The following is a 24,815-nucleotide window of genomic DNA, read 5'->3' on the forward strand; positions in this document are numbered from 1 at the left end:
CTAGTCTAGCTCCTTCCAATCTATAGTTGAACCGACCATAACGGCTACTTGGGCTGTACATTCGCTTTGTCCAACGCAGCTTGCCCCTTGGCCTGCATCTGCTCCATCATCCGTTCGAGTGATTGACCGTTCTTGACGTATACACCGATCTCTTCATTGATGATAGCGGCTAGCTCGCTATAGAACGAGGATGGTAGCGAGGCAACAGATTGCTTATCCACCTCTGGGTCAGGCATCAGCTTCGAGAACGCTTCTGTGTTGAAAGAGTCCTTCTTCGGCAAGACCAACTTACGCGTACTCAAGCCAGAGCGGGCAAATTGCATAGCCATCTTACGGGCCATCGGTTCGCTGTTGATATGCTTCAAGAGCTCCCAGGCGTCCTTCGGATTCGAGGTCTGGGCATTAATGGCGTACACACCATCCAATGAAAAATGGGTTGAAAGCTCTGGGCGATCTCGGTCGACTGGTTCGGTAACGATGTCCCAGGAGAAGGTAGCGAGGTTGTAGCGCTTCTTCGCTTCAAGCAAATCATCGGCAAAGCCCGGGAATTGCAGGATCATGGCGGCATTGCCTGTCATAAAGGTGTTACGCTTATAGAAGTCAATTCCCGATATGTTGCCCGTACTTCTCACGACTTGACTCATCCAACCCTTCTGCAGGCCGTCCGCGACGGACGACCAGATGCTGCGGAAGGTCGGTGTATTCAGCAGCAGCTTCTTGCCCTCCGGATCGATCATGCTTATTCGCTCGGTCCGAGCGATGATCGCCGCCGCATTATAGGCATCCGTGAACGAGGAGGCAAACCCGTATACCCGATCGTCCCCTGAACCGGTAGTCGGGAATCGGGCTGCCAGTCGCAACAGTTCCTCCCAACTCATCTTGTCGGACGGGTAAGGTACACCATATCGGTCGAACAACGTTTTGTTATAAAAAATGGATTCCGTGTTGGACGTGGGGGCAAGCCCGTACAACTTACCTCCACCTACTTCACTTATATAGTCAATGATTCCTGGCTGATAAGCGTTAAGATCGTACTTGTCCTTCTGCATGATCGTTTCGAGCGGATAGAGCAGACCATCAGCCGCCATGTCCTTGTATATCGAGACAGGCAAGTATAGTACATCCGGCTGCTCCTTGGACAACATGCTATAATAAGCCGATTTGACATCTTGCTGTGAGGCGTTCATCCCGATGCTCTCGATACTGTCAATGCTCATGTTCGGATGTAAAATCGTAAAGGCCGCACCATATTGACGCATAAATGTATCTCTGTGAAATACTTGTACTTTCACCGAGCGTTCCGTTGTCTTGTCGAATGCTTCCACAGCCGTATTGCGGTCCTGCTTCCATAGGTGCAGCAGCGGCTCGCGCAGCATGAAGAGTGTAACAAGCACCATAGCTGCCGCAATGGATCGGAGCCAGATCGTGGCCCCACGATGCTTCGGTTGAGCTTCCATCGCAATCCGTTCCTCTACTTTCTTCTTTAATGTGTCGGGAATTCCATTCGGATGAATGGGGAAATGACGCAGCTCCTTCTCCCATTCCTGTGTGATTCGCAATCGTTTCATCGGCGTTGTCTCCCTTCCGCAGCCTGGAGCACATACTGGACTTTGCCTCGGGCCCGATGCAGTCTGGACTTGATTGTGCCCTCGGACAACTTCAGCAGTGCAGCAATTTCCGGGACGGTCAATTGATGGTGAGCAGACAACACTAGCACCTCGCGCAGCTTTTCCGGCAAGTCCAGTACCGCCTTCCAGATGTCTCCCCGCTCCATGCGGCTAATGACTTCTTTTTCTGTGGAGGAGACGATCTCACGCCGTGGAACGGAAGACATCAGCAGAACCTTGCGTGTCCATGCCGATTTCCAATGGTCCTTCACGACGTTGCGGGTAATCGAGAGCAGCCATGTCTTGACTGAGGATTCACCGCGATATGAGAACATATTCCGATATACTTTGACAAAAACATCCTGAAACACGTCATCCGCGACATCGAATCGACCGGTCAGGAAATACGCATAGTTCCATACGTCTGGACCGAGCCCATTCATCAGGTCCTGCAGAACCTTATCTTTATCACTTGTGTCAGATAACGCACTCAAATATTCGAAGCCCACGTGGTTCACCTCTATGCATTAGACGACCGTCCAGTCAAATCGTTCCATCATTCTCGTAAAAAGGTATAGCAACTCACATTCGACAACAATTGCGTTTATGCTTATACTAGATTCATATGCAAGGAAAAAACGCCTATCGGCGTCCTTTGACGCCGTGCGTTTGCCGAGACGTTAAACAATCAGCGAAGATATACTTTCTGAATCGTTACAAAAATAATAGGCTGGAGATGTGATTCCTATTCTTTACGCACTCTCATTCCTGATCTCGTTCCTCATCGTTTATTTATTGATTCCGCCACTCGCCAAGTTAGCGTTCCATCTTGATTTTGTGGACAAGCCCCGCAAGGACGTGGAGCGTAAAATACACCGGGCTCCGATCCCGCTGACGGCCAGCTACGCCATATATGCTGGATTCGGCATAGCTTACTTGCTGTTCACTGGAGAATTCACTTTGCAAACAGCTGCAATTCTAGTAGGAGGCTTGCTCCTGCTAATCATAGGCACCGTTGACGACTGGTACAAGACCCAGGGCAAAGATTTCCCCGCTCTGCCGAAAATGATCGTCCAACTGTCTGCGGCCGTGCTCGTGTACGCTTCGGGCATCACGTTCGAAGGCTTCTACAATCCGATCAGCGGCGAATTCGTCGGGTTGCCAGTCGTCCTGCAGTTCTTGCTCACGATCCTATGGATATTCGGCGTCACCACCGTGATCAATTTCTCGGATGGGATGGATGGACTGGCGGGGGGACTTTCCGCTATATCCGCCGTCACATTGTTTGTAGTCGCTTTGGCCAAAGGACAGGGTAACTCCGCGATCATGGCGATCATACTCGTCGGTGTAGCGGTCGCGTATCTGCGGTACAATAAGCCACCAGCGAAGATCTTCATGGGCGACGCAGGGGCGACCTTCATGGGCTTCATCCTGGCCGTCATCGCTCTTGATGGCGCCTTCAAGCAAGCGACCATATTGTCGCTGTTCATACCGATTCTGGCACTCGGAGTGCCGATCTTCGACAATCTGTTCGTTGTCGCCAAGCGATTCAGGCAAGGCAAGCCGATCTATCAGGCGGATGCGAGTCAAGCGCACTATCGATTGCTGCGGATGGGGTTGAACCCTAAGCAGGTCGTTGCTGTACTGTGCTTGGTGAGCCTGTGCTTCAGCTTATCTTCGATTATATTGCTGCTCCTGGGGGATCGGTTCTAGACGATGTAAGTGTGAGAGGGGTTGTCCTGTAAGCCATTGTTAATGGCTGGAGGACAGCCCCTTTTTTGTGTGGCAGGGTACGGGGCGATGCGGCAGCTCATCGGGATACTTAGCATAGCGGATAGAAAGATTGCTACTATAGCGAAAAAAAGGAGGCTGTCGATTAACTGTAGACAAAAGGAGTGGAGAGTGAAAAAGAGGACCCCGGCGAGTTTTGGCTTGAACCTCCATACCACTGAATCCCTTATACAATCAAAGGAGGTTCAAACAAGATGTTTGAGCAAAAGGGGTCCCCGCAAAGTACTCGGAATATGCTCCGAAGCTTATCTTCACTTTGTGGGGTAAAGCTTAGGGGTCCTTTTTCACTCGGAACGGCCGTCTTAGCCCCTATCCACAGTTAATCGACAGCCTCAAAAGTTCCGTTATTTCTCGGTGAGACTGCCGTGTACCCGGTTCAGATAACTACACCATATCGATCACTTGAAGATCGGGGATGGCTTCATAGGCTGCTTGTCGGACATGCGGATGACAAGTGAAGAACAACACCTGATGCTGACCCGAAATATCACGAAGCAGCAGAAAAATTTGCTTCAGCCGCTGCGGATCGAAATTCACGAATACATCATCCATAATGAGCGGCAGCGCTGTCGTTGTACTGAATTCCGCTGCGAATGCGAAGCGCATTGCCAAATACAGCTGCTCTGCTGTTCCGCGGCTTAATGCGGAGGAATCCAGTATACTCCCGTCCTTATCGTGAACAAGCAATCGCTTGTCTCCGATTGGAGCCGTTACTTTGATGTAGCTCCCCTCTGTCATTTGCTCGAAATAACGGGAAGCTGTCAGTAGGACAGCTGGTTGACGCTCCGTCTCATACCGTTCCCGCGCATTGCGGAACAATGATGAAGCCAGAGCCAATGTTGCCCATCGGCGTGCCTGTCGTTCCACATCCGCTGCACTCGATTGCACCCGCAGCATTCGCTCGGCATGCTCTTCACCAGACTCCAGTTTGTCCATCTCGTTCATGAGCCTGCCCCGTTGATCGCGGAGCTTGTTCAACTTTTCCTGCAAATGATGGATTGCGGTCGTATAGTGAGCACTTTCCTCTTCTATGATTGAGACCGTGCACGAACGCAAAGTGTCTTGCGCTTCTTCCAGTCTTAGCTTCCCAACAAGCGTCTGCATGACATAGTCCAATTCTCTTTGCTCTTTCAATAACGATTCTCGCTCCGCATTTTCCTGTACATGACGCAAAAATTGATCCAACGTCTCAGCAGAAGCTTTCTGCCAAAGCTCAGAGATCTGGGATTCCTCGCGCAACTTATGTTCACTCGTTATTCGAATGTCCTCTACAAGCTGGGTCAACTCACGTTCCGCTTGCTGTAGACGAATATGTCTTAAGCGTTGATCGTCGGCTGAGGCCTGCAACTCTTTCAAGGCAGGTATGAGCTCCAAACCACTCTCTGACCATAGTGAAACACCACTATAAGCATGTTTCTTACATAGCTCAGTTGCTTGCTGCTGAAATTCGCGGATCGAAGCCTGCAGTTCTTCATACTGATTAGTCGTGATCTCCAGACGTTTCATCACATCCAAACCACGCTCAACTGCCTGCCATATATCTGCAGCCCCGCTCGGACTTAGACCGCTCGGCAGACCATGTTGCTGAAGCCAATCATCCCAATTTGCCGCCAAGATGGCTTGCTGACGTTCATTGTCTTCGCACCGGACCGCGACTAGTTCTCGCTGTCTGACCAGACTTTCCAGAGCTGCACCAGTATCTTCTGAGGAACATTCCAGATGGTCCAATTCCTGTTTGGCAGCGAGCCATGTATCGGTATCCAGCTCTAACTGCTCCAGCCATTGTTCGCCTAGCTGCAATACAAAGTCAATGGATGGTGATACCGTCTGAACGGTTGACTTCCGCCCACTTGTTGCTGCAACTTCACGATAACCGCCTTCTGCTTCTTCAACTCTGAGTGTCGAAAGGCGACTCTTGATCTTATCGCTCAGCGTAACACACTCTCGCTCTAAGCGAAGTTGCTCCTGCTCGGCGGCTTCGGATGCTTGAGCTGCGGGGCCGCTTGCAGCTGTAGAGCGGTAAGCGCGGAAGGCAGCGTACCCAGCGGCAACCGCGAGTACCGCGAAGCAGCTAGCGGCGAGCACGGGCTCGCCGGCCGCCCACGCGGCAGCGGGCACGGCGACGCTGAGCGCCGCAAGCAGCCACGCGACCGCGCGCAAGCCGCCGTCGCTATCGCGGCGCCGACCGCTGCGAGCGCTGGCGCGCGCGTCAGTTGCGCCGCGTGGCGCGGCGAGCACGGCTGATCCGCGGCGTGACGCTGGCGCGGGCAACGAGCCGTGAGCCGCAGCGCCGGTGACGCGCGCCTCGCTCGCGCCCCCGCGCTCGACCGCCCGCGGACGCGTTACGGCTCCCGTGAGCACCGCGCCAACAAACTGCTCGGCGGCCAGCCGCTGCAGTTCGCTGTACAGCCTCATCCACTCGGCCTGCTCACGGCGGAGCTGCTGCATGTGGAAGCGCAACTCCTCCGCTGAGAGCTCGCGCCAGCCTGAGAAGCGGCGATTCGTCTCTTGTCGCTTTCGCTCTAGCCTCGCCTGCTGCTGCAGCATTTCGCGATGAGCGGCTGATTCCAGACGCTCTGCTCCATCGAGCTCGGCCTGCAACATTTCCCGTCTGCGTACGAGCTGCGTGCGCTCGTCCTCCCAATTCCGCAACCGTTCCTTCACGGCAATCGTTACCGGAACCGTTGCAATCCGCTCTACATCCCATTCCGGACCTAGCTGCTCCAACAGCCGCTCTAGCTCCTTCTCCATCTGTTGTCGCTCCACAAGCCGTTGCACCACAGCAGCATGCTTGTCCCGATAGGCAGCAGCACCTTCCAGCAGCTCATCCAAACGAAGCTTGTCTGCAAGCAAAACATCATCTACTTGCAGCTCCTCGATTAGCTCCTGTTCCAATCGTGAACGCCGTGCTCCCAGTAGATCCAATTGACTTAATCGAGCTTCATGCTCAGTTGCAGCCCGCTCATATCGTTGACCCGCCTCTACAGGAAACGACTCGATTGCTGGCAGTTCTCCCAGCCGCACACGAATTCGCTCCAGCCTCCTGAACGGCTCCTCGGCCTGCAGCAGCTTGTCCGTCCATGCTGCCGACACTCGCTTCTGAAGGGCCTCTTCTTCGGCTTCGACGATATTCACATCGACCTCTGCCAGCTCTGCGGCCAACCGATTGTAGCCAGACAATTGCTCCCGACTCTGCCGCAGGCCGGCCTCTTCGTCCTCCCAGGCGCGAATAGCCAGCGCCAGCTCCTGGTTTTTGCCGCGCGGCCGGTACAACCGCTCGGCCTCCTGTGCGAGCCGCTTCTCGACGGCTATGACGGCGCGGCCGCTCGTGCCCCATCCGGCGCTGTACAAGTAGCCGGACAACTCGTCAGCCTGCAGAGCGCCTAGCTCCTGCAGCTCGGTCAGGCTGAACGCGAATAAGCTGCGGAACAGGTCGGCCGACAGGCCGCCCAGCAGCGCGTTCAGCTGCACTTCGGCTGCGCCGGAGGAGGCTATGCCATCCTCCGGGCCGACAAGGCGGACGCTCCCGGCCGAAGTGCCGGGCCGTCCGCGTCCGCTTTCGGCGCCGCTTGCGAAGCGGCGCTCGACGCGCACAGCGCGACCCTGACCATCGGTCAGGGTGAGCGAGCCGCCGTGGGCGCCGCCGCGAAGTGGCTCATGGCGCTCGGCTGCGTGGCCCCTTGCCGGTTGACCGAACAGCATCGCACGCAAGAATGCAAGCAACGTGCTTTTACCCGCCTCGTTAGGACCGTAGAAAAGTGTCATCGGCCCCTCCAGATTGTATCGGCGATCGCTAAGCTTGCCGAAGCCTTCCACATGCATTTCCCGTATCTCCGTCTTCATTGGTCCCTCTCCTCTCCCTCGCTCCGCTTTGCAGGTCATCCCTCCATGCCGGTTCTCCGTCCTCATTGGTCCCTCTGCCTCGCTCCTTCGCCCAACATCTTCAGCCTATCCACTAGCTCACCCATGCCATCACGCTCTACCCGCTCCTCGTCCATCACCAGACCTCCGTCGTTCCGGGTTACATCTACGCATCCCAGCCCTCCTCGTCCGCAACTAAGCCTAAAGCAAGCTGCTCCGCTGCACGTAGCCAATCGGCTCGTTCATCCTTCAACATCTCGCTTACAATTCGTCCCGCCTTCGGGTGAGAGAGCAGCGGCTCCAGAGCGCGGGCGCAGAATAACTCTAGCTCTCGCTCATCGTCCAGCAGACCACTCGTACTACGTAACAAATCGCTTATGAATCCGTCTTGGCCAAGCAGTCGCTCACGATCAATATCCAGTCCCGTTCTGAGCTGGACGGATTCCGGCCATACCCATATAGCACCACCATCACGCTCTAATTTCTTTAGTTGCTCGTCCCGCAGCTCGGCCAGCAGCTCCTGCAGCCCACTTCCGCTCTGGAGAACACGGTGCAGCGGACCACGCCCCTCAACGTACAGCCTTACCACCAAGGAGCGACCATCAGCTAGAGCCATGCACTGCTCTAGCTTCTGTTCCAGTTCATCCCGCAGCTCCTGCTCACTCGTCATCCCGTTGATCGAGACACTCTCCGCCAGCCAACGAACATGATCGGTCGTTCGAAACTGTACTCGCACATGCCCGGTCTCCGATACATCGACTAAGCAGCAGCCTTTCGGCCCCGTTTCCCGCACACTTCTTCCTTGAATGTTACCCGGGTATACGACCCACGGCGCTTCGCGCAGAATACGTCTGCTATGTATGTGGCCTAACGCCCAGTAATCAAGTCCGCTTGCGGATAACTGCTGTAGCGTGCAAGGCGCATAATTGTCATGACCAGCATCTCCGTCCACATTTCCGTGCAGCAAGCCAATATGGAACAGATCCGATCGACGGCTTGCATACAGGGCAGCCAAGTTATCTTTGACCGCTGAGGTCGGATACGACATTCCCTGAATATGAGCAAGCTTGCGACCTTGCCGGTCAACCGCTTCCACCCACTCCGGCTCCTTGGACGAGAAGAAATGGACCGATTCCGGCCAAGTAAGCTTCGCTTTCCGCCCATCATCCGGATCATGATTACCATGTACGATATACACAGGAATCGCCTGTTCCGATAGCTGCTCCATTGCCCGCTGGAACCGAAGTTGTGCCCTCAAGGATCGGTCTGCTCCGTCATAAATGTCTCCAGCCAGCACAACAAAATCTACCTGCTCCTCGATCGCCGTCTGTACCAAATTTCGCAGCGCTACGAATGTGGATTCGCGAATCACGCCCTTGATTGGCTCTGGAAGCGTCGACAAACCCTTGAACGGGCTGTCCAAATGCAGATCCGCTGCATGCATAAAACGAAAAGCTCTCATCTCAATAATCCTCCACAACGAACCGTTTCTGCCTATCTCCTATCTATTGTATAGCTTCCTCCCTATGCGCACAAGCGTTCGCTATTCTGAGCGAGCCTACAATATTTATGTTCCTATGCACCCAAGTGTGATAAACGTCACATCTAAGGCAAATATAATTTAATATACTTAACTAAAATAACCATTTCCCCTAACATCCAGATCAACCTGCCTAAGCTCCAAATGAACCCGCGTGTAAAATAGGATTGTGTGTGTTGATGCTTACAGCGCAGTTCGCGAGTCTACTAAATCCTCACACCTAATCTTTTCCTAATCGCCACTCCTAGCTGGAAGGAGGCTACACCTTCACATGTGCTGCACAATAAGCGTTGCCCCCGGGCACATCACGATTCATTTATCCGGGACGATCGGTGCTAAGGAGGCCACCTCCATACGACAAGAGCTGTTTCCATATATTCAGATCGGGATGAGCAGAATGACGATTAATCTTCTAGAAGTAACGGATATGAACAGCTCCGGACTTGGATTGCTTCTGGCGGCGGTCAAGCGAGCGGAGGAGGTTGGAGCGAAGGTCGAATTCATTCATGTAGGGAAACGGCTCGGTGTTTTTTTCCAGTCCGTTGGTATCGTATTCTGACAAAAGTCCATTCGAGCGAGGGGTCATCTTGAAGCTGCAACCAACCAACACCCTGCCTCTAGCAGGTACCCTATTAGCAGAGCGTTATGAACAAGCGTTTGAATACTTATTTCACACCTCGAACGATCCATTGTTTCTTATGGATGAACAAGGGGTTATTACCCGAACGAACTCGGCCTATAGTCGAATGACGGGCTTCAGCGAAGCTGAATCGACAGGACGGAGTATCACGCAATTTGAACCAGACTCGACTACTCAAGAACGGATCGAGGATCCTTTGATAGGGCTGCTAGCAGACAACAGATGCTGGAGCGGGGACGTACGACATCGGCACAAGGATGGTAACTCCTACAGCGCCCACTTAACGCTGCAAGCGATAAGTTCCTCCACTGACTTACCCACACCATATATCGGCCAGTTGGAGTTAATCTCACACCCTGCTTCCCTCGACAAGCTGCGCCTTCATGCACAAGTATTCAGCAATGCGAGCATCGGCATTATGATTACGGACACCCAGCTTCGGATTATGTCTGTCAACCAAGCCTTTACCGTTACCACCGGGTACACAGAGGAAGAAGCGGTCGGTCATACCCCTCAACTCCTGCATTCCGGCGTTCAGAACCAGCATTTTTATGTAAACATGTGGAAATCGATTCATACGACCGGCAATTGGCAAGGGGAAATCTGGAACAAGCGCAAAAATGGACAAGTGTACCCGCAATGGATCTCCATCACCACTTTACACGATCAGGAAGGGCGAATTTCCAACTATATTGGCATGTTCTCGGATATTACGGAACGGAAACAGTCCGAGGAGCAACTCAAGTACATGGCGCATTACGACATCCTGACCGGACTTCCGAACCGTACCTTGCTGCATGATCGGTTGAATGAAGCCATCTCGATGGCCCAAGCTTCGGGAACGATCGTCGCGATGCTGTTCGTGGATTTGGACCGATTCAAGATGGTGAATGACTCGCTAGGTCATGCCATGGGCGACAGGCTGCTTCAACGGATTGCCGATCGGTTGAAAGCGACGGCACGTGAGCAAGATACCGTATCCCGCCAAGGTGGAGATGAATTCCTGCTCGTCCTCCCCGGGTTGAGTAGATCAGATGAGGCACTGGAGCTGGCGCATTCATTCCTGCAAGAAATCCGGCGGCCGGTATGTATTGATGACCACGATTTGTTCCTGCATGCCAGTATCGGCATCAGTCTGTTTCCCGAGCACGGGTCCGATTTCGACACGCTGGTCAAGTATGCGGATCTCGCCATGTATCGGGCTAAGGAGCAACGCAGCGGTGTAAAGCTGTTCAACACAGACATCGGCCAAACCTTCCTTCGTAAGCTCAATCTTGAGAATGAACTGCGATGGGCGATCTCCCGACGCGAGCTGTCTCTCCATTATCAGCCCCAAGTGAGCAGCAAGGGAATGAAGTTGTGCGGCACAGAAGTGCTGCTGCGTTGGCATCATCCTGTCTTCGGCTTTGTTCCCCCTTCGGAATTCATCCCGATTGCGGAGGAGACTGGGAGCATTATCGACATTGGCCGATGGGTGCTGCAGGAAGTATGCACCCAGCTGAAGTCCTGGCAGCACAATGGGTATGACGCGCCAACTATTGCCGTCAACATCTCGGTCCGACAAATTCAACACAGTGACCTGGTCGAGTCCGTCCGCAGCTGCATTCAGCAATCCGGCTGCGATCCGCACCGGCTTCTATTCGAGATTACGGAGAGCAGCAGCATGTCCGATATCGAATCAGTCCTACCCACCCTGCTCGAACTTAAGAGCATCGGAATAAGGATTGCCATTGACGACTTCGGCAAAGGCCATTCCGCCTTGGGATCGATCAATCAATTTCCAATCGATGTGTTGAAAATTGACAAGAGCTTCGTTCAGGAGCTAACGTACGACACCAAGAGTCTGCTCATTATGAAAGCCATCATCGCTATGGCGCATGGTATGAATTTAACGGTCATTGCCGAAGGGATTGAGACGAAGGAACAGATGGAATCGCTGCGTGCGCTCCGTTGTGATATGGTCCAAGGTTACTGGATCGACCGCCCCATGCCGCTCGAACAATTCCAGATGCTCTACATGACCAAGCTGTCTTCGGCCTCCAAGATCAGATACCGGAAAAAGCTGAATCGATGAGCGCCTTCTCCTACTGTACCTGCACCACGCCGCTTAATCTTCACCGTGATCCAACCAAATTCGAATAGAAGAAGAGGAGGCTGATAATCCGATGCCCAAACGCCCGAAGCATCCCCTGGCAAAAATCTTTTCATTTTCCGATAAACAACAAAGAACCATTTCCCAACCTGAGCCTCAAGTAAATGCAAACACCGGGCAAGTTGTATTGAACATAGACCTGAACGACGAATTGGCCGAACAAATGGCTATGATTGATTTGACCGAACATGATTTATTACTGCTGAAATCGGTCGAAGAGCTGATGCGTGACAATATGGATGAGATTGTGGATAGCTTTTACTCCTCAGTCACAAGTGTACCCAAGTTAAAACATCTGATTGAACAGAAAAGCACGGTTGAACGACTGAGACTAACATTGAAAAATCATGTCCAGGAGATGTTCACAGGCGTTATTGATGAAGCGTTCATTGCGAAGCGGTTGCGAATCGCTCAAGTGCACCAACGAATTGGGCTAGAGCCGAAATGGTATATGGGTGCTTTCCAAAACATGCAGAACTCGTTATTGACTGTGATCTATAAGAACTTCCCGGATCGCGAACATTGCCTGAGTATCACCAAGGTCGTCACGAAGTTGTTGAACCTGGAGCAGCAAATTGTGCTGGAGGCATACGAGAAGGAGAACATGCTGCAACGAGTCAAGCAATACGAACTCATCAAGAGTGAATTGAAATCAAGCATTAGTGTGATTAGCGAGGAACTCGAGCTATTGACGGAAAACACAAGCGCCTCCGTAGAAGAACTGATCGCAACAAGCAACGACGTTCATTCTACCTTCTTGTTCAGCGTTCACAAATCCCAGGATACCGCAACGCTGGCTTCGAGCGGCAATGCAACGATTCAAGAATTGGCCGTGACGATTGCGAACATGCAGAACAGTACCGTCCAGATGGAGAACAAGATCATGGAGCTGAACGAATCGTCCAAGCAGATCAACAATATTGCTGCGATCGTCAAAGAAATTGCTGTCCAAACGAAGCTGTTGTCCCTGAACGCAGCCATTGAAGCCGCTCATGCAGGTGAGCATGGAAAAGGGTTCTCGGTTGTCGCAAGCGAGGTTCAGAAGTTATCCGGGGATACCCAGAGGGCTGTGGAACAAATGACCGATCTGCTTGTCCGATCAAGTAAATATACGATCAACGTTGTAGAGTCGATCCGCGAGGTGCAATCACTTATTACCGACGGTCAAACCAAATCACGTGATACCGCTTCTGTCTTCTTGACGATCATGAGCTCTATGGAGAGCAGCATGGTTGAATTGCAGAAGGTTGAAAGTGACATCCGCTCCTTAGTCAACGTAATCGAAGAGATCGGTGCTGCCACGAATCATGTCGCCGTCTCTGCCGAAGCTCTGAATACAACAACCAGAAACATTTAGCCGCTCCTCTGTGCCACAACCAGATGCAGCAGCTCATCGTCCAATGACTGGGCGTACGCGACATATCCATGGGATCGAAACCAGTCCAACAGCTCAGACCGATTCGCATAATGCTTGTTATTCAATGGGGCCTTCAGCGGCTCCTTGTTCCCTTGTTGCTCCCCCTGTTCACACCGAATCCGATGCTCTTCATCCACGAACATATGGTCAGTCAGACATATCCGGCCTTGTGATCGAAGAACACGCGACATTTCTTCCAAAGCGAGACGCTTCTGTTCCTCCGTCAGGTGCTGTAAGGCGAAGCTGGACACGATGAAATCAAAGCTCGCATCGAAATACGGCACAGCCATCAAGTTCCCCAGCTTGGTCTCCAGTGTAGGAACCTTATCCCTGCAACGCTTGAGCATCTCTGGTGATTGATCGACTCCGGCCATCTGAGCACCGGTCGCGATTAGCTTAGCAGCCAAATTGCCTGTGCCGGTGCCCAGATCGAGCCCTCTCTCGCCAGGCTGCGGATTTACGGCTGATGTCGCTTCTGCCAACACATGATCGTAGATGGATGTGGACGAGGCGTAGCCTTCCATCAGGGGCAGCCCAATATCGTATTCTCCGGCCAGCGCGTTGAAATCCCAACGGTCCTTCCACGCTGAACGAGCCGCCTTCATCCGTTTCTCCTGTGCTGCTAGCTGGAATACATCTTCCAATTCGAGCGTTTCCTGGCGTTGCGATTTCTCAATTAACGAATCCAATCCTGACAATAGCTGCTTGAGCTCCGTCCAGCGGGAGAACAGGAAGCTGCGCTGTACATTCAAGTAAGACGCGAATTCATCGGCATCTCCCGCTTCCAAGTGTTGAATCATATGCCTAATCTCATCCAGTGGAATATCGAGCTCGCGTAGCGCTCCGATCGTTTGTAGCTTCCAGGCATCCGCTTCCGAATAGACGCGATATTGATTATCTTGCTGTCTGTGCGGCTTAAGCAGCCCTTTCTCCTCATAGAATCGAATTGCCCTAGGCGTCATATTCAACTGCTCAGCTATTTGCTGGATATTCAACGTACTTCCTTCCCCCTTGTATGCCTGTTCATCGGTTTACGTTCCGTTCACATTGACCCCGGCGCCGGAGGCTAATCATACTGATCCAAGTCCATTTGTAGCTCATCATCGGCGTCCCTTCCATGTCAGTTGCATCACGATCCCATTTTACCACAAAATGGGTGGACATGAAGTTGCAAACACTAGGTTCGTGACGAAACGGTCGTTGCCAATTGCAGGAATGGCTAATATCTCCTATAATGTCCGTACGTGCGCACCGGTGAGAGCAACAAAGATAGAGAGAGGTAGGATCGGAGACATGAAGATTGAGATTGTATCGCTAAACGTTGGGATGCCAGCTATTCTTCGCCATGAGAAGATCGAGCTGATGAGCGGAATTATGAAAACAAGCGTGGGTGATGGGCCCCTCCCATTATCCGAGCTTGGATTCCAGGGAGATGGACAAGCGGATCTGGTTCATCACGGCGGTCCAGATAAAGCCGTCTGTGTGTATTCCTATGAGCATTATCCTTACTGGGAACAGGAGCTCAACAGTCCACTGGATTACGGAGCGTTCGGGGAAAACTTAACGGTGCTAGGCCTAACCGAGGATCGGGTGTGCATCGGCGATGTATACGCCATTGGAGATATTCGGGTGCAAGTATCCCAACCCCGGCAGCCTTGCCACAAGCTGGCCAAGAGGTATAACCGACCAGATCTGGCACTTTTGGTGCAGCAAGCCGGGTTCACCGGATTTTATTTCCGTGTGCTCGTCCCAGGCGTATTCGACTGCAAACAACCGTTGACCTTAGTGGAACGAAATCCAGCTGAGGTAACGGTTGTTGAGGCGAATCATACTTACTACATCGACAAACACAACTTGGCCGGTATTCACCGACTTCTTGGTGTACAAGAGCTGTCCAGCAGCTGGAGAAGCTCTCTGGAACAGCGCTTGTTGGGGGTTTGATTGCGTGTAATGTCTACACATACTCCGGGAAACGTTCCTTCAATCGACCGCTCATCCACAGGCATACGTCCCATAGGTCGGCAACAGGCTCGTTGTTGAAAGGCAGGGTGTGCATGTAGCCCGGAGGCCCGAATTCCGGCGTTACGGTGATGAACTCGCTGCCCTTCTTCTCGTGTTGGCTGAGAATGCGCGCCCACCAGCCTTCATGCGTCTCCAGCTCCGTCTTATACTCTGGAGCGGCTGGATGCGGGACCTGCGGTCCTTCGGCATAGCCTACACGAGCGTGTATATGTAGCGACCGATTCATAATCTTCACTAGATTGTCCTTCTGGTCTTCGAGCAGCGATTCGCATACACAGCAGAAATGGCTGAAATCAGCCGTCACATGAAGCTCCGGGTACAGATCGATCATGTGGGCCGTGTGCCATGGGGTGAAGAACGCTCTCCCGCGATGGGTTTCATGCGCGATTGGAATGCCGACCGCTTCTTCCAACCGAAGCGCCTTTTCGAAGAAAGAACGCTGTTGGTCATACGACGTACTGTCCTTCATGGAGTGAGCTACGATCAACCTCGGCTGCAGCTTGGCCGCTTGTTCGACCTGCGCACGCAAGGAGGCGAAATGGTCCCCGCCCTGCGTATATACTTGGAGGATGAGCTCCTTGTTATGATTACGAAGTAAGTTCAGGAAGGGCTTCTCCTCTTCTGCCCCTGGAATCCCGGTCTCTATGCCGTCATAACCTGCTGCTATCAACTGCTCGGTCTTCTGCAGCAGCGAATCCCCTGGCATTCCCCAAGTCGATTTGATCATTCTCAGCTTCATACTGAATCGCTCTCCTTTGTCAAAGGCGTTGTTTCATAGATTTGCTTGAGCTGACCGATAACGCGGCTAAGCGAATACGTCATCTTCGCCTTCATCCACGCAGAACGCGCCAGTTGGTAACGATATGTCGGATCTGCCATGACCAGCTCCAGTGCATTACACAGGCCCTCCGAATCGCCTGGTTCAACAAGCAAGCCGTTGCGTCCGTGCTCGATCTGCTCGGCAATACCGCCAACGTTCGTCCCCACGAGAGCCAGGCAGCAGAGCGCTGCTTCGGCGAATACGGAACCGAACGCCTCCGCACGCGAGGGCAGCACGAATATATCAAAGAATGGCATAAACTCCTCAGGATGCAACATGTAGCCATAAAAAATAATTTCTTCATAAATGTTCAGATCGATCGCCATCTGTTCCAGCTCTTCCCGAATCGGACCGTCCCCGATCAGATGCAGAACGAAGGGATGACCGCGTCGTTTCAACTCTGCGCACGCCTTCAACAGCGTATCGATCCCCTTGGCTGGTACGAGCCGACAAACCGTGATGAGCTGCGGGATCGTATTCTCATGAGCAACCGGACGGAACCGTTTCTCATCGAAGCCATTCGGGATGACTTTGATACGATCGGCGTCCTTCATATAACTGGCGGCATAGCTCTTGAATGATTCCGACACCGTCAATATACCGTCGAGACGCTGTTCCAACTCCCCATACAACGAGGTGAGGAATCGATGCTCCGGTCCGCCGGCGGCGATCTTTCCATTGAGAATCAATTCACGTTCATAACTGGAATGAATCGTTAGCAGCACCGGCGTATCGGGAAACAATTGCTTCATGACTAGCGCTGCGATAGGATGATGGGCATGTATAAGGTCGTAAGGTTTACGGATACGCAGACGGGTCCACCATACATAATCTTTGTAAGTCTGTATATATTTGTCCACAATCGGGTTGCCTGCGAATAAGGTCCAATCGAATGTAGCGAACGACACTTCTTCCGTCCCTTTGCTCCGAACCCGTTTCGGGATGGAGAACAGCTCCATCTCCCAACCCATACCCTCGAATTGTTGACAAATGTAAGGGACCATGGAGGAGACGCCGCCGGGCTGCTCGGGTGGGAAAAACAACGCTTGTAAAATATTCATGTGCATTCGCTCCCATTTGGTAATCTACGCTGTAAGAAAAAAAATCTGTTATAATACGGAGACAGTCCACCCCATAGACGGAGGCAGCCTTGAACTTCTCGGAACTGTTCCTAGGAACGTATGCGCAGGTATATTCATTGTCCTGCATGCTATTGATATTGCTACTTATGCTCATTATGTCGCTTCGGCTGCTCTGGGATCGCTGGCGTAGAGCGTATTTGACACTTACCGTATCCCTTACCGCCATTATTGTGCAGCATCTGCTGCTCATCGTGACTGCCGTAACATCCGGAGCCCATGTGATCTGGATCGGTTATGCGGAACAGCTGTTGAAAGTAGTGTCTTATATCTTGCTCAGCTTGGCGATATACCAACTATACAATTCAACAAGAAAGCGGGATTCCCTTTATTTTTATTCGCTACTACTCGTCACCTTGCTTCTTGCGGTCGTGCAATTTCAAATTCCTAATTGGCTGCAGGGTGCTCCGGAACAAGTCCAGTTGTTGCAAAATATCGGCCTTGAGCTTTATTTATTCGCGCTCATTCTAGGCAGCTTATTCGTCTTGCCACCGCGCATTGGACAAGCGATCAAGTACCAGGCCGCCACGATCACCTATTTGCTCTGTCACGTAGCTCATATCATGAACCGGTACGTGGTGGATGCGCCGCTGCTGTTCTTAAATCTGGTAGAATACTACTTTCCGTTATTGTATTTCTTCATTCTATTCATGTTCCTGTTCGATCGGATCGTCGAGTTGATGCATACCATATACCGGTCTTCCATTACAGATGGACTAACAGGCCTTTATAACCGCAAATTTTTCGTGAAACGGGTATCGCAATACACCGCTCGGGAGCTGCCTGTCTCTGTGCTCTTCTTCGATATTGATAATTTCAAGAAACTGAATGATACGCACGGTCACCAAGCTGGTGATGAAGCTCTACGCCAGGTCGCCCAAGTACTCTTGGAGGACAGTGAGCAGATCGGCGTCGTTGGCCGTTATGGCGGTGAAGAGATGGTCATCCTCATTACGAACGATTCCATCAAGCCCGGTGAACTGGCCGAGCAGATCAGGCAGCGGATCGAGCATTCCGTTGGCGTGACCGTCAGTATCGGCTACAGTAAATATCACAGCGGACAGACCGCTGACGAGCTCATTCGCGAAGCGGACCAGGCCATGTACATAGCGAAGACAACCGGTAAGAATAAAGTCGTGAAGTTCACGAAAAGTATGGCTAAAGCCAAGTGAATTCTAGGTTGTGGTTGCGGGCTTAGCGGGTCCGGTTCCAGAACATGGATCGGAATTCTAACGGCGTCATGCCTTCGTGCTCCTGAAATTTTTTGTGAAAATAACTGATTGTCGTGTAGCCCGTCTGTTCAGCAATTTGATTGATCGGCCAATCCAACCGCTCCAACAGCAACTGCTTGGCGGCTTGCATCCGGCACGTTGTCATGAATGTGGTAGGCGTCATCTGCGTCGCTTTCTTGAACATTTTGCAAAAGTAATACGGACTAACCTTCGCCCGCTCCGCCCATTCCTCCAAACTGAAAGGCTCCGCCGACCTGCGACGCATTTCGGGTAGCAACTGATGGATACGCTCCAGTGCCTCTGTACTTCGACTCGCTGTAAGTGGGATCGCTTGGTTGATGAACTCTGCCAGCAGCCAGTACGTAAGACCGGACAATCGCGGTACGTGCAGGAAATTGTGCTCCGACGATTCGTTCAGCAGCTCATCGTGTGCTTCCTCCCAAGGCTTCAACTGCTTCAGTGTCCAGAGTGGCGAGACTTGAAACCCTCGCTCATTCAGGAAAGGCTGAAGCTCTTTGCCATAGAAGTGCACCCAACGCACATTCCACGGCTCTTCCCTGCTGCTATAATACTTCTGTTCCTTCTGCGGATAGTATAGAAATGCATCGCCTCTCTGCAACAGTTGAGTGTCTTGCCCCATCTCCACATACCCTTTGCCGCTAATGATCACATGAATGCTGAATGTCTGCCAAGTCCCGGCTGGACGTTCCACGACATGATCAGGTTGCTCCGCATACCAACCTACTGATTCCGGTAAGCATAGATAAGGATGTTCGTTCCAAGTCGGCAAGGCCACATGCAGCTTCATCTATCTCACTCCAATGACAATATCGTGTTATTCAGATCAATAAAGTGTCATTTTCATTTTAAAGCTACCGATCTATAATGGCAATATAGTCCTATAAATTAATAATCGAGGTGTCGTGAGATGAACAAGGAAAAGAAGCTTCGTTGGGGAATTGTAGGTTGCGCAGGCATCGCCATTCGTTCCGTTATTCCAGGAATTCAGCAATCGCTTACAGGCGAAGTGGCAGCTATTGCAAGCCGTGATGAAGAGAAGGCGAAGTCAACTGCTGAGAAGCTAGGCATTCCTACCGCTTATAACAGCTACGAAGCTCTGCTAGCTGATGACTCGATCGATGCGGTGTACATCCCGCTCCCGAATCATCTGCACAAAGAATGGACCATTCGTGCAGCAGAAGCAGGCAAGCATGTGTTGTGTGAGAAGCCGTTCGCTCTGACTGCAGCGGAAGGCGAGGAAATGGTAGAAGCTTGCGCGAAGGCTGGCGTTCATCTTGCCGAAGCATTCATGTATCGACATCACCCTCGTTATGAACGAATCAAGGAAATTATCGCTTCGGGCGAAATCGGTACGATCCGCGGTATCCATGGGACGTTCACATTCAACTCCTCTGGCTCTTCGGAAAATGTTCGCTTCCACCGTCATATGGGGGGCGGAGCTTTATATGATATCGGCTGTTACCCGATCTCCGCTGCCCGCTACATCCTTGGCACGGAGCCGCAAGCTGCAACTGTTCAAGCCTTCTTCTCACCGAAGCATGGCGATGTGGATATGATGGCATCTGGACTAGTGGAATTCCCGGACAGCATTGGCTTGACATTCGATTGTGCGATGTGGGCGAGCTTCCGTAACACATTGGAGATTCTAGGGACGGATGGACGTATCTATCTACCATCCGCTTTCGTATCCCCTCCCGATCAGACATCTATGTTCACCGTGTTCGCTGCGAGCGGGCAACGCGACGAGACATTCCAGCTAACGAACCAATATGCGTTGCAAGCGGACGATTTCGCACATACAGCATGGGGTGAACAATCCGCTCGATTCGAACCGGTTGATGCTGTTAACAATATGAAGATTTTGGACGCTTGCCTGCTATCTGCTGATCAGCGCATCCGCGTTCAATTGGAGGGATAATCCGATGAATTCATTTTCCATCAAAGGACTCGACCGTCAAGTGACCCAGCTTATTATGGGGACGGACTATTATTCGCCTGACATTCAAGAGAAAGTTAATACTCTGCTCGATTCTTATGTAGCCATTGGTGGGAATACACTCGACACCGGACATATATACGGGGGTGGCAAGAGCGAGCGAGCTATCGGCAATTGGATCGCTGAACGCGGCAACCGTCAAGACATATTGGTGTTGACCAAGGGTGCTCATCAAAATGCGAACGGCCCACGGGTAAACAAGGAAGCGATCAACCAAGACTTAATAGAAAGTCTCGAGCGTCTGCAGACCGATTATGTCGATTTGTACGCCCTGCATCGCGATGACCCTGCTGTGCCCGTCGGCCCCATCATTGAAGCGCTTAATGAGCACATCGAAGCAGGCCGTATTCGTACGATTGGCGGTTCTAACTGGAGTCATCAGCGTCTGCAGGAAGCGAATGACTACGCCGCTGCGCACAGGTTGGTCGGGTTCAGCTTCAGCAGCCCGAACTTGAGCCTCGCTAAGGCTAATGAGCCATTCTGGGCGGGTTGCATCTCGGCTGATGCGGATTCGATCCAGTGGCATGAAACGACCCAATTGCCGCTTTTGTCCTGGTCTTCGCAAGCTCGCGGCTTTTTCACCGGCCGGTTCACACGCGACAACCTGGAAAACAAGGACTTGGTACGCGTCTTCTACAGCGATGATAACTGGGAACGTTATCGTCGTGCCGAAGAGTTGGCGAAGGCTAAAGGGTTGACGGCTATACAAATCGCGCTCGCCTTCGTGTTGAATCAGCCCTTCCCGGCGGCCGCACTTATCGGACCGCAAAATCAGCAGGAGATGGATTCCTGCAAAGAAGGCGCATCGGTTAAGCTGACGCCGCAGGAGATGGCTTGGCTGGACTTGTCAGYCGAGTAACACTTTTCAGCCCTTTCGCTTCCCAGTAGGAAGTCGGAAGGGCGTTRTTTGTGTTTTGCCCCCCCCTTCCGAGTTCGATACGATTATTGCCATAGGAACCCGGGTATGTGCTTGTGCTGATCGGACTCGAGAAGCCTGGTGAACGCGAACACGGGATTAAGCAGCTGCACGCCATGATCCGGCACGCGAAGAGCGAGACTTGGCAAGGCGTTGAAGTCGAAGCCGCCATCAGCCGCGTATATACTTCCGACACCGTCCATCTTCCGAAAGCCTACCAAGATATCGCCGATTGCTTCGATTACCGCCATATCGACGCGGACGACGCCATCATCGACTTCTTGCAGATCCATCCTACGTGGAATGTGTACGCGCCGCTCGACGAAATCGAGAAGGCGGCGCAGTGTCTTGTTGTCGGGAATGCAGGAGAGTGCATCCGTATCATCGAAGCGATCATCCGGCACAACGAAGAGCGCCGGGTCCACCGCGCTCAATTGGTGACTGTGGCTCGGACGATCTTCTACGAGCTGGTTAAGCATGGGGAAACGACAGACGTTGATGCCAAGCGCATTGTCGCTCTGGAGAAGGCATTCCTTCAACAGCTCGAACCGCCTGCTGGGGCTTCCGACATCCGAAGTGCGCTGATCCGAACGGTCCGCACCATCGCCGAATCGGCCAGATCGGATCCCAAGCGCAAGCTGGATCCCGCGTCGGTTGCGCAATACATTGAAACGCATTACATGGACAATTTACACTTGGACCATATGGCGGAGAAGCTGCAGACGACACCCAAATATTTCTCCAACTTCTTCAAGCGCACGTTTGCAATTAATTTCGTTGAATATTTGAATAAGGTGCGGCTTCATCAAGCCAAGCAGTTGCTGAAGAATACGGAGTTATCCATTTCCGAAATCGGGGAGAAAACCGGCTACTTGAATGCTTCCACGTTTACAACCACCTTTAAGAAGCACTACGGAATTTCTCCTAGCGAATACAGAAAGCAGCTGAAACCATAATTAGGGAGGAACTCCGGCTATGAAGGCTGTCCTTTCGGTTCAGCCCTTCCGCAAGCTGGTTGCTACAGTCCGCGTACTATGGCTTCTGCTGACTCCTGCGAATTCAGCGCGGCTTCTCAGCCGCGGTTACGAAGACACTTCGCGTGTTCCGCAGGTCTCCCCAGATAAGAACGTCATCTTTCTGCCTGCAACCACTCGAGTTTACAGGAATCAGATTCTGCCTCGCGGCAGACACCCTTGCTCTTGGCTAACGGTAGGCGTTCGCCAGACCCCGGGACTTTGACCCTAGAGATGACGCCCATGCTAGGCGTACGAAGAGAGAAGCCACCTGGAGAATGATTCTCCGGTGGCAGTTGGTGGTGCGTATCGGTTGTGGTGGCGGCACAATTGAATAACGCCGCACCTAACACAAACCAAACCGTGCTTATCGTAGAACTTATTGTTACTGTTCAGGTCGTATACCTGTGATTACGACACCTCAAGATCCATTTTCAAAGCCGGTCTAGAGAGCCATAGCTCGAATTATCAGGCTATCGCGTAACAAATCAGAACGAAGCCCACACAAATAGCTGTGTACTTGGAAATAAGAGAACACAGTTCCCTTATTTCCAATCCATTGCCTTCTTCTTCGGAAATAGAGGAACTGAGTTCTTCTATTTCCGAAGAAATGGATGGAATAGCCCCTACCAACAGAAATAAGAGAACTGAGTTCTTCTATTTCTTACGTTGATGATTGAATGTGATAAATAAGAGAACTGAGTTCCTCTATTCTCATTAATAGTTCTAACGATTCAGATTAAAGTCCGCGTCTACTTAAACGCCTACATAAGGGATCGGGTCGGTCAGTCCGGCATCGGCAAAACCTTTCAACCGCAATCGGCAACTATCGCAATCGCCACAGGCTTCCGCTTTCCCGTTGTAACAGGAGGTCGTCAACTCATATGGAACTCCAAGTCGATTCCCCTCTCGGATAATATCTGCTTTGGTTAGCGAGATGAGCGGTGTCTTGATGGAGATTCCTTTGCCCTCTACTCCTACCTTGGTCGCTAGCGCAATGACTTCTTCCACCTTGGCAATAAATTCGGGCCGGCAGTCGGGATATCCGCTATAATCGAGCGCGTTGACCCCAATGTAAATTGCCTCCGCCTCCATCACTTCCGCGAATGAAGTAGCGATGGATAAGAACAGCAAGTTGCGTCCTGGCACATAAGTAACCGGAATGTCGGTTTCCTGGCTGGCAGCATCCTCCTCGTGTGCAGTCGGAACTGCAATACTCTCGTCAGTTAGGGCGCTTCCGCCAAAATCCCGCCAAAATCCAAGTTGAACGATACGATGACGATCCTGTACACCGTAAAATTGAGCTACTTGGCTTGCATTCTCCAGCTCGATTCGATGACGTTGTCCATAGTCGAACGAAAGCGGGAACAGCTCGTAACCCGCTTCCTTGGCCATCCCCATACACGTTGTGCTGTCCAGGCCTCCACTTAGGATGATGACTGCTTTTGGGCTCATTCAAAGAACATCCCTTTCTACTGTTTATGTGAGTCGATCCCCTCGGATTCGAGGACACGGACGATTGAATCCATCTGTCAAAACCACGCTTATTATATCACTGGGCCTAGCTTCTCACAACGCGAACGAGTGGGTATAATAGGGAAGTACTCGACTCGACAATCAGAAAGGATTAAGTATTCATGCCGTCTTCCCAATCTTCCGAAACCAAAACTACCGAAACCGGAACCAAAGCCAAGCCTATCCAACTTCCTGCAGATTTCGTTACACGAATAAGCGATCAGCTCGGTGACGAAGCAACTGCATTCTTCCATAGCTATGAATTATCACGAACACAAGGGTTGCGACTCAACCCGCTCAAAGTGCATACTCCATATGCAGAAAACCCCGTTTATGAAGAGTTGGTGCGCCTATTCGGCCTGGAGCCGGTTCCCTGGTGCCCGACGGGATTTTATTACGCAGATAGTGCCCGGCCAGGCAAGCATCCCTATCACCAGGCAGGCGTCTACTATATGCAAGAACCTTCAGCTATGTCCGCTGCGGAAATGTTGAGTCCTGCTCCAGGAGACATCGTACTGGACTTAGCCGGGGCACCTGGTGGCAAATCAACTCAGCTCGCTGGTATGATGCAAGGAGTCGGTCTGCTCATAGCCAATGAAATTCATCCGGGGCGGGCCAAAATTCTCAGCGAGAACATCGAACGCTACGGGGTCCGCAATGCCGTAGTAACGAGTGCAACACCAGATCAGCTGGCTGAACGATTCCCTGCCTTCTTCGATAAAATCATGCTCGATGCCCCCTGCTCTGGCGAAGGCATGTTCCGCAAAGACGCTGACGCACGGGAAGAATGGTCACCTGAGCATGTCGCGATGTGTGCCACCCGCCAGCTCGATATCCTGGATTCGGCAGCCGTCATGCTGAAGCCGGGCGGACTGTTGGCTTACTCCACATGCACGTTCAATCGCGAGGAGAATGAAGAAGTCCTCGAGGCGTTCACCTCGAGGTATCCCGACTTTTCCGTCCTGCGGACGGAGCGCATTTGGCCGCACCGGCAACGGGGCGAAGGGCATTTCGTCGCGCTGCTGCGCAAGCAGGGCGGCGATGGCGACAGCAGCGTGGGCGCAGCAGCGACGGGCCGCAGGCCCGCGGCGCTCGCGGCCAGCGAGCCGCGCGGCGCACGCGGCCGCGACGCG

At 52.2% G+C, this 24,815-nt stretch carries 20 protein-coding genes; 11 read left to right on the top strand and 9 right to left on the bottom strand.

Going from position 1 to position 24,815, the window contains the following annotated elements; genetic code table 11:
• Positions 1 to 44 precede the first annotated feature (44 nt).
• Both AC1DWB_RS21390 and AC1DWB_RS21395 read right to left on the bottom strand, forming a co-directional pair.
• Positions 45 to 1,568, bottom strand: a complete 1,524-nt coding sequence (locus AC1DWB_RS21390) for an ABC transporter substrate-binding protein (RefSeq protein ID WP_477543116.1) — start codon at positions 1,566 to 1,568, stop codon at positions 45 to 47.
• The gene (locus AC1DWB_RS21395; protein ID WP_477543117.1) at positions 1,565 to 2,116 is read right to left on the bottom strand and encodes an RNA polymerase sigma factor; all 552 of its coding nucleotides are present in this window, start codon (positions 2,114 to 2,116) and stop codon (positions 1,565 to 1,567) included. Before AC1DWB_RS21395 ends, AC1DWB_RS21390 begins: the two co-directional genes overlap by 4 nt.
• A gap of 229 nt (positions 2,117 to 2,345) precedes the next feature.
• Here AC1DWB_RS21395 and AC1DWB_RS21400 point away from each other — a divergent pair, with 229 nt between their 5' ends.
• Complete coding sequence (locus AC1DWB_RS21400) at positions 2,346 to 3,320, top strand: MraY family glycosyltransferase (RefSeq protein ID WP_477543118.1); 975 nt, start codon at positions 2,346 to 2,348, stop codon at positions 3,318 to 3,320.
• A gap of 462 nt (positions 3,321 to 3,782) precedes the next feature.
• Here the strand turns inward: AC1DWB_RS21400 and AC1DWB_RS21405 are convergent, their stop codons facing one another.
• Positions 3,783 to 7,241, bottom strand: a complete 3,459-nt coding sequence (locus AC1DWB_RS21405; protein ID WP_477543119.1) for an AAA family ATPase — start codon at positions 7,239 to 7,241, stop codon at positions 3,783 to 3,785.
• A gap of 184 nt (positions 7,242 to 7,425) precedes the next feature.
• Complete coding sequence (locus AC1DWB_RS21410) at positions 7,426 to 8,721, bottom strand: metallophosphoesterase family protein (protein WP_477543120.1); 1,296 nt, start codon at positions 8,719 to 8,721, stop codon at positions 7,426 to 7,428.
• Between the two features lie 349 nt (positions 8,722 to 9,070).
• Between AC1DWB_RS21410 and AC1DWB_RS21415 the strand changes: the two genes are divergently transcribed.
• From AC1DWB_RS21415 to AC1DWB_RS21425, 3 genes are all read left to right on the top strand, one after another.
• Positions 9,071 to 9,358: an STAS domain-containing protein gene (locus AC1DWB_RS21415; protein WP_477543121.1), complete on the top strand. Its 288-nt coding sequence runs from the start codon at positions 9,071 to 9,073 to the stop codon at positions 9,356 to 9,358.
• A 28-nt stretch (positions 9,359 to 9,386) separates the two neighbouring features.
• Positions 9,387 to 11,513, top strand: coding sequence for a sensor domain-containing protein (locus AC1DWB_RS21420; protein ID WP_477543122.1), 2,127 nt, complete (start codon positions 9,387 to 9,389; stop codon positions 11,511 to 11,513).
• A gap of 91 nt (positions 11,514 to 11,604) precedes the next feature.
• Entirely contained in the window at positions 11,605 to 12,948 is a 1,344-nt protein-coding gene (locus tag AC1DWB_RS21425) for a protoglobin domain-containing protein (RefSeq protein ID WP_477543123.1), read from the top strand.
• On the opposite strand, the gene AC1DWB_RS21430 is transcribed toward AC1DWB_RS21425, so the two are convergent.
• Positions 12,945 to 14,003: a methyltransferase domain-containing protein gene (locus tag AC1DWB_RS21430; RefSeq protein ID WP_477543124.1), complete on the bottom strand. Its 1,059-nt coding sequence runs from the start codon at positions 14,001 to 14,003 to the stop codon at positions 12,945 to 12,947. The genes AC1DWB_RS21425 and AC1DWB_RS21430 overlap by 4 nt on opposite strands.
• A 298-nt stretch (positions 14,004 to 14,301) precedes the next feature.
• Between AC1DWB_RS21430 and AC1DWB_RS21435 the strand changes: the two genes are divergently transcribed.
• A complete protein-coding gene (locus AC1DWB_RS21435) occupies positions 14,302 to 14,949 on the top strand; it encodes an MOSC domain-containing protein (RefSeq protein WP_477543125.1) in 648 nt (215 codons plus the stop codon).
• 13 nt (positions 14,950 to 14,962) lie between these two features.
• On the opposite strand, the gene AC1DWB_RS21440 is transcribed toward AC1DWB_RS21435, so the two are convergent.
• Together AC1DWB_RS21440 and AC1DWB_RS21445 are read right to left on the bottom strand one after the other, a co-directional pair.
• Positions 14,963 to 15,769, bottom strand: coding sequence for a sugar phosphate isomerase/epimerase family protein (locus AC1DWB_RS21440; RefSeq protein ID WP_477543126.1), 807 nt, complete (start codon positions 15,767 to 15,769; stop codon positions 14,963 to 14,965).
• Complete coding sequence (locus AC1DWB_RS21445; RefSeq protein WP_477543127.1) at positions 15,766 to 16,911, bottom strand: glycosyltransferase family 4 protein; 1,146 nt, start codon at positions 16,909 to 16,911, stop codon at positions 15,766 to 15,768. Before AC1DWB_RS21445 ends, AC1DWB_RS21440 begins: the two co-directional genes overlap by 4 nt.
• Positions 16,912 to 17,000: 89 nt before the next feature.
• Between AC1DWB_RS21445 and AC1DWB_RS21450 the strand changes: the two genes are divergently transcribed.
• Positions 17,001 to 18,161 (top strand): GGDEF domain-containing protein, encoded by a 1,161-nt coding sequence (locus AC1DWB_RS21450; RefSeq protein WP_477543128.1) that lies wholly within the window; start codon positions 17,001 to 17,003, stop codon positions 18,159 to 18,161.
• A 22-nt stretch (positions 18,162 to 18,183) separates the two neighbouring features.
• On the opposite strand, the gene AC1DWB_RS21455 is transcribed toward AC1DWB_RS21450, so the two are convergent.
• Positions 18,184 to 19,029, bottom strand: coding sequence for an AraC family transcriptional regulator (locus AC1DWB_RS21455; protein WP_477543129.1), 846 nt, complete (start codon positions 19,027 to 19,029; stop codon positions 18,184 to 18,186).
• A 120-nt stretch (positions 19,030 to 19,149) separates the two neighbouring features.
• Between AC1DWB_RS21455 and AC1DWB_RS21460 the strand changes: the two genes are divergently transcribed.
• The 4 genes from AC1DWB_RS21460 to AC1DWB_RS21475 all read left to right on the top strand — a co-directional run bounded on the left by AC1DWB_RS21460 (position 19,150) and on the right by AC1DWB_RS21475 (position 22,393).
• The gene (locus AC1DWB_RS21460) at positions 19,150 to 20,160 is read left to right on the top strand and encodes a Gfo/Idh/MocA family protein (protein ID WP_477543130.1); all 1,011 of its coding nucleotides are present in this window, start codon (positions 19,150 to 19,152) and stop codon (positions 20,158 to 20,160) included.
• Between the two features lie 4 nt (positions 20,161 to 20,164).
• The gene (locus AC1DWB_RS21465) at positions 20,165 to 21,097 is read left to right on the top strand and encodes an aldo/keto reductase (RefSeq protein ID WP_477543131.1); all 933 of its coding nucleotides are present in this window, start codon (positions 20,165 to 20,167) and stop codon (positions 21,095 to 21,097) included.
• A gap of 107 nt (positions 21,098 to 21,204) precedes the next feature.
• A complete protein-coding gene (locus AC1DWB_RS21470) occupies positions 21,205 to 22,110 on the top strand; it encodes a helix-turn-helix domain-containing protein (RefSeq protein WP_477543132.1) in 906 nt (301 codons plus the stop codon).
• Positions 22,111 to 22,129: 19 nt separating this feature from the next.
• Positions 22,130 to 22,393 (top strand): hypothetical protein, encoded by a 264-nt coding sequence (locus AC1DWB_RS21475; protein WP_477543133.1) that lies wholly within the window; start codon positions 22,130 to 22,132, stop codon positions 22,391 to 22,393.
• A 530-nt stretch (positions 22,394 to 22,923) separates the two neighbouring features.
• On the opposite strand, the gene queC is transcribed toward AC1DWB_RS21475, so the two are convergent.
• Positions 22,924 to 23,622 (bottom strand): 7-cyano-7-deazaguanine synthase QueC, encoded by a 699-nt coding sequence (gene queC, locus AC1DWB_RS21480; RefSeq protein WP_477543134.1) that lies wholly within the window; start codon positions 23,620 to 23,622, stop codon positions 22,924 to 22,926.
• 182 nt (positions 23,623 to 23,804) lie between these two features.
• On the opposite strand from queC, the gene AC1DWB_RS21485 reads away from it, so the two are divergent.
• Positions 23,805 to 24,815 (top strand): RsmB/NOP family class I SAM-dependent RNA methyltransferase (locus tag AC1DWB_RS21485; protein WP_477543135.1); only part of this gene is annotated, 1,011 nt, incomplete at its 3' end.

Source organism: Paenibacillus sp. P4_E11 (genome assembly GCF_056401635.1).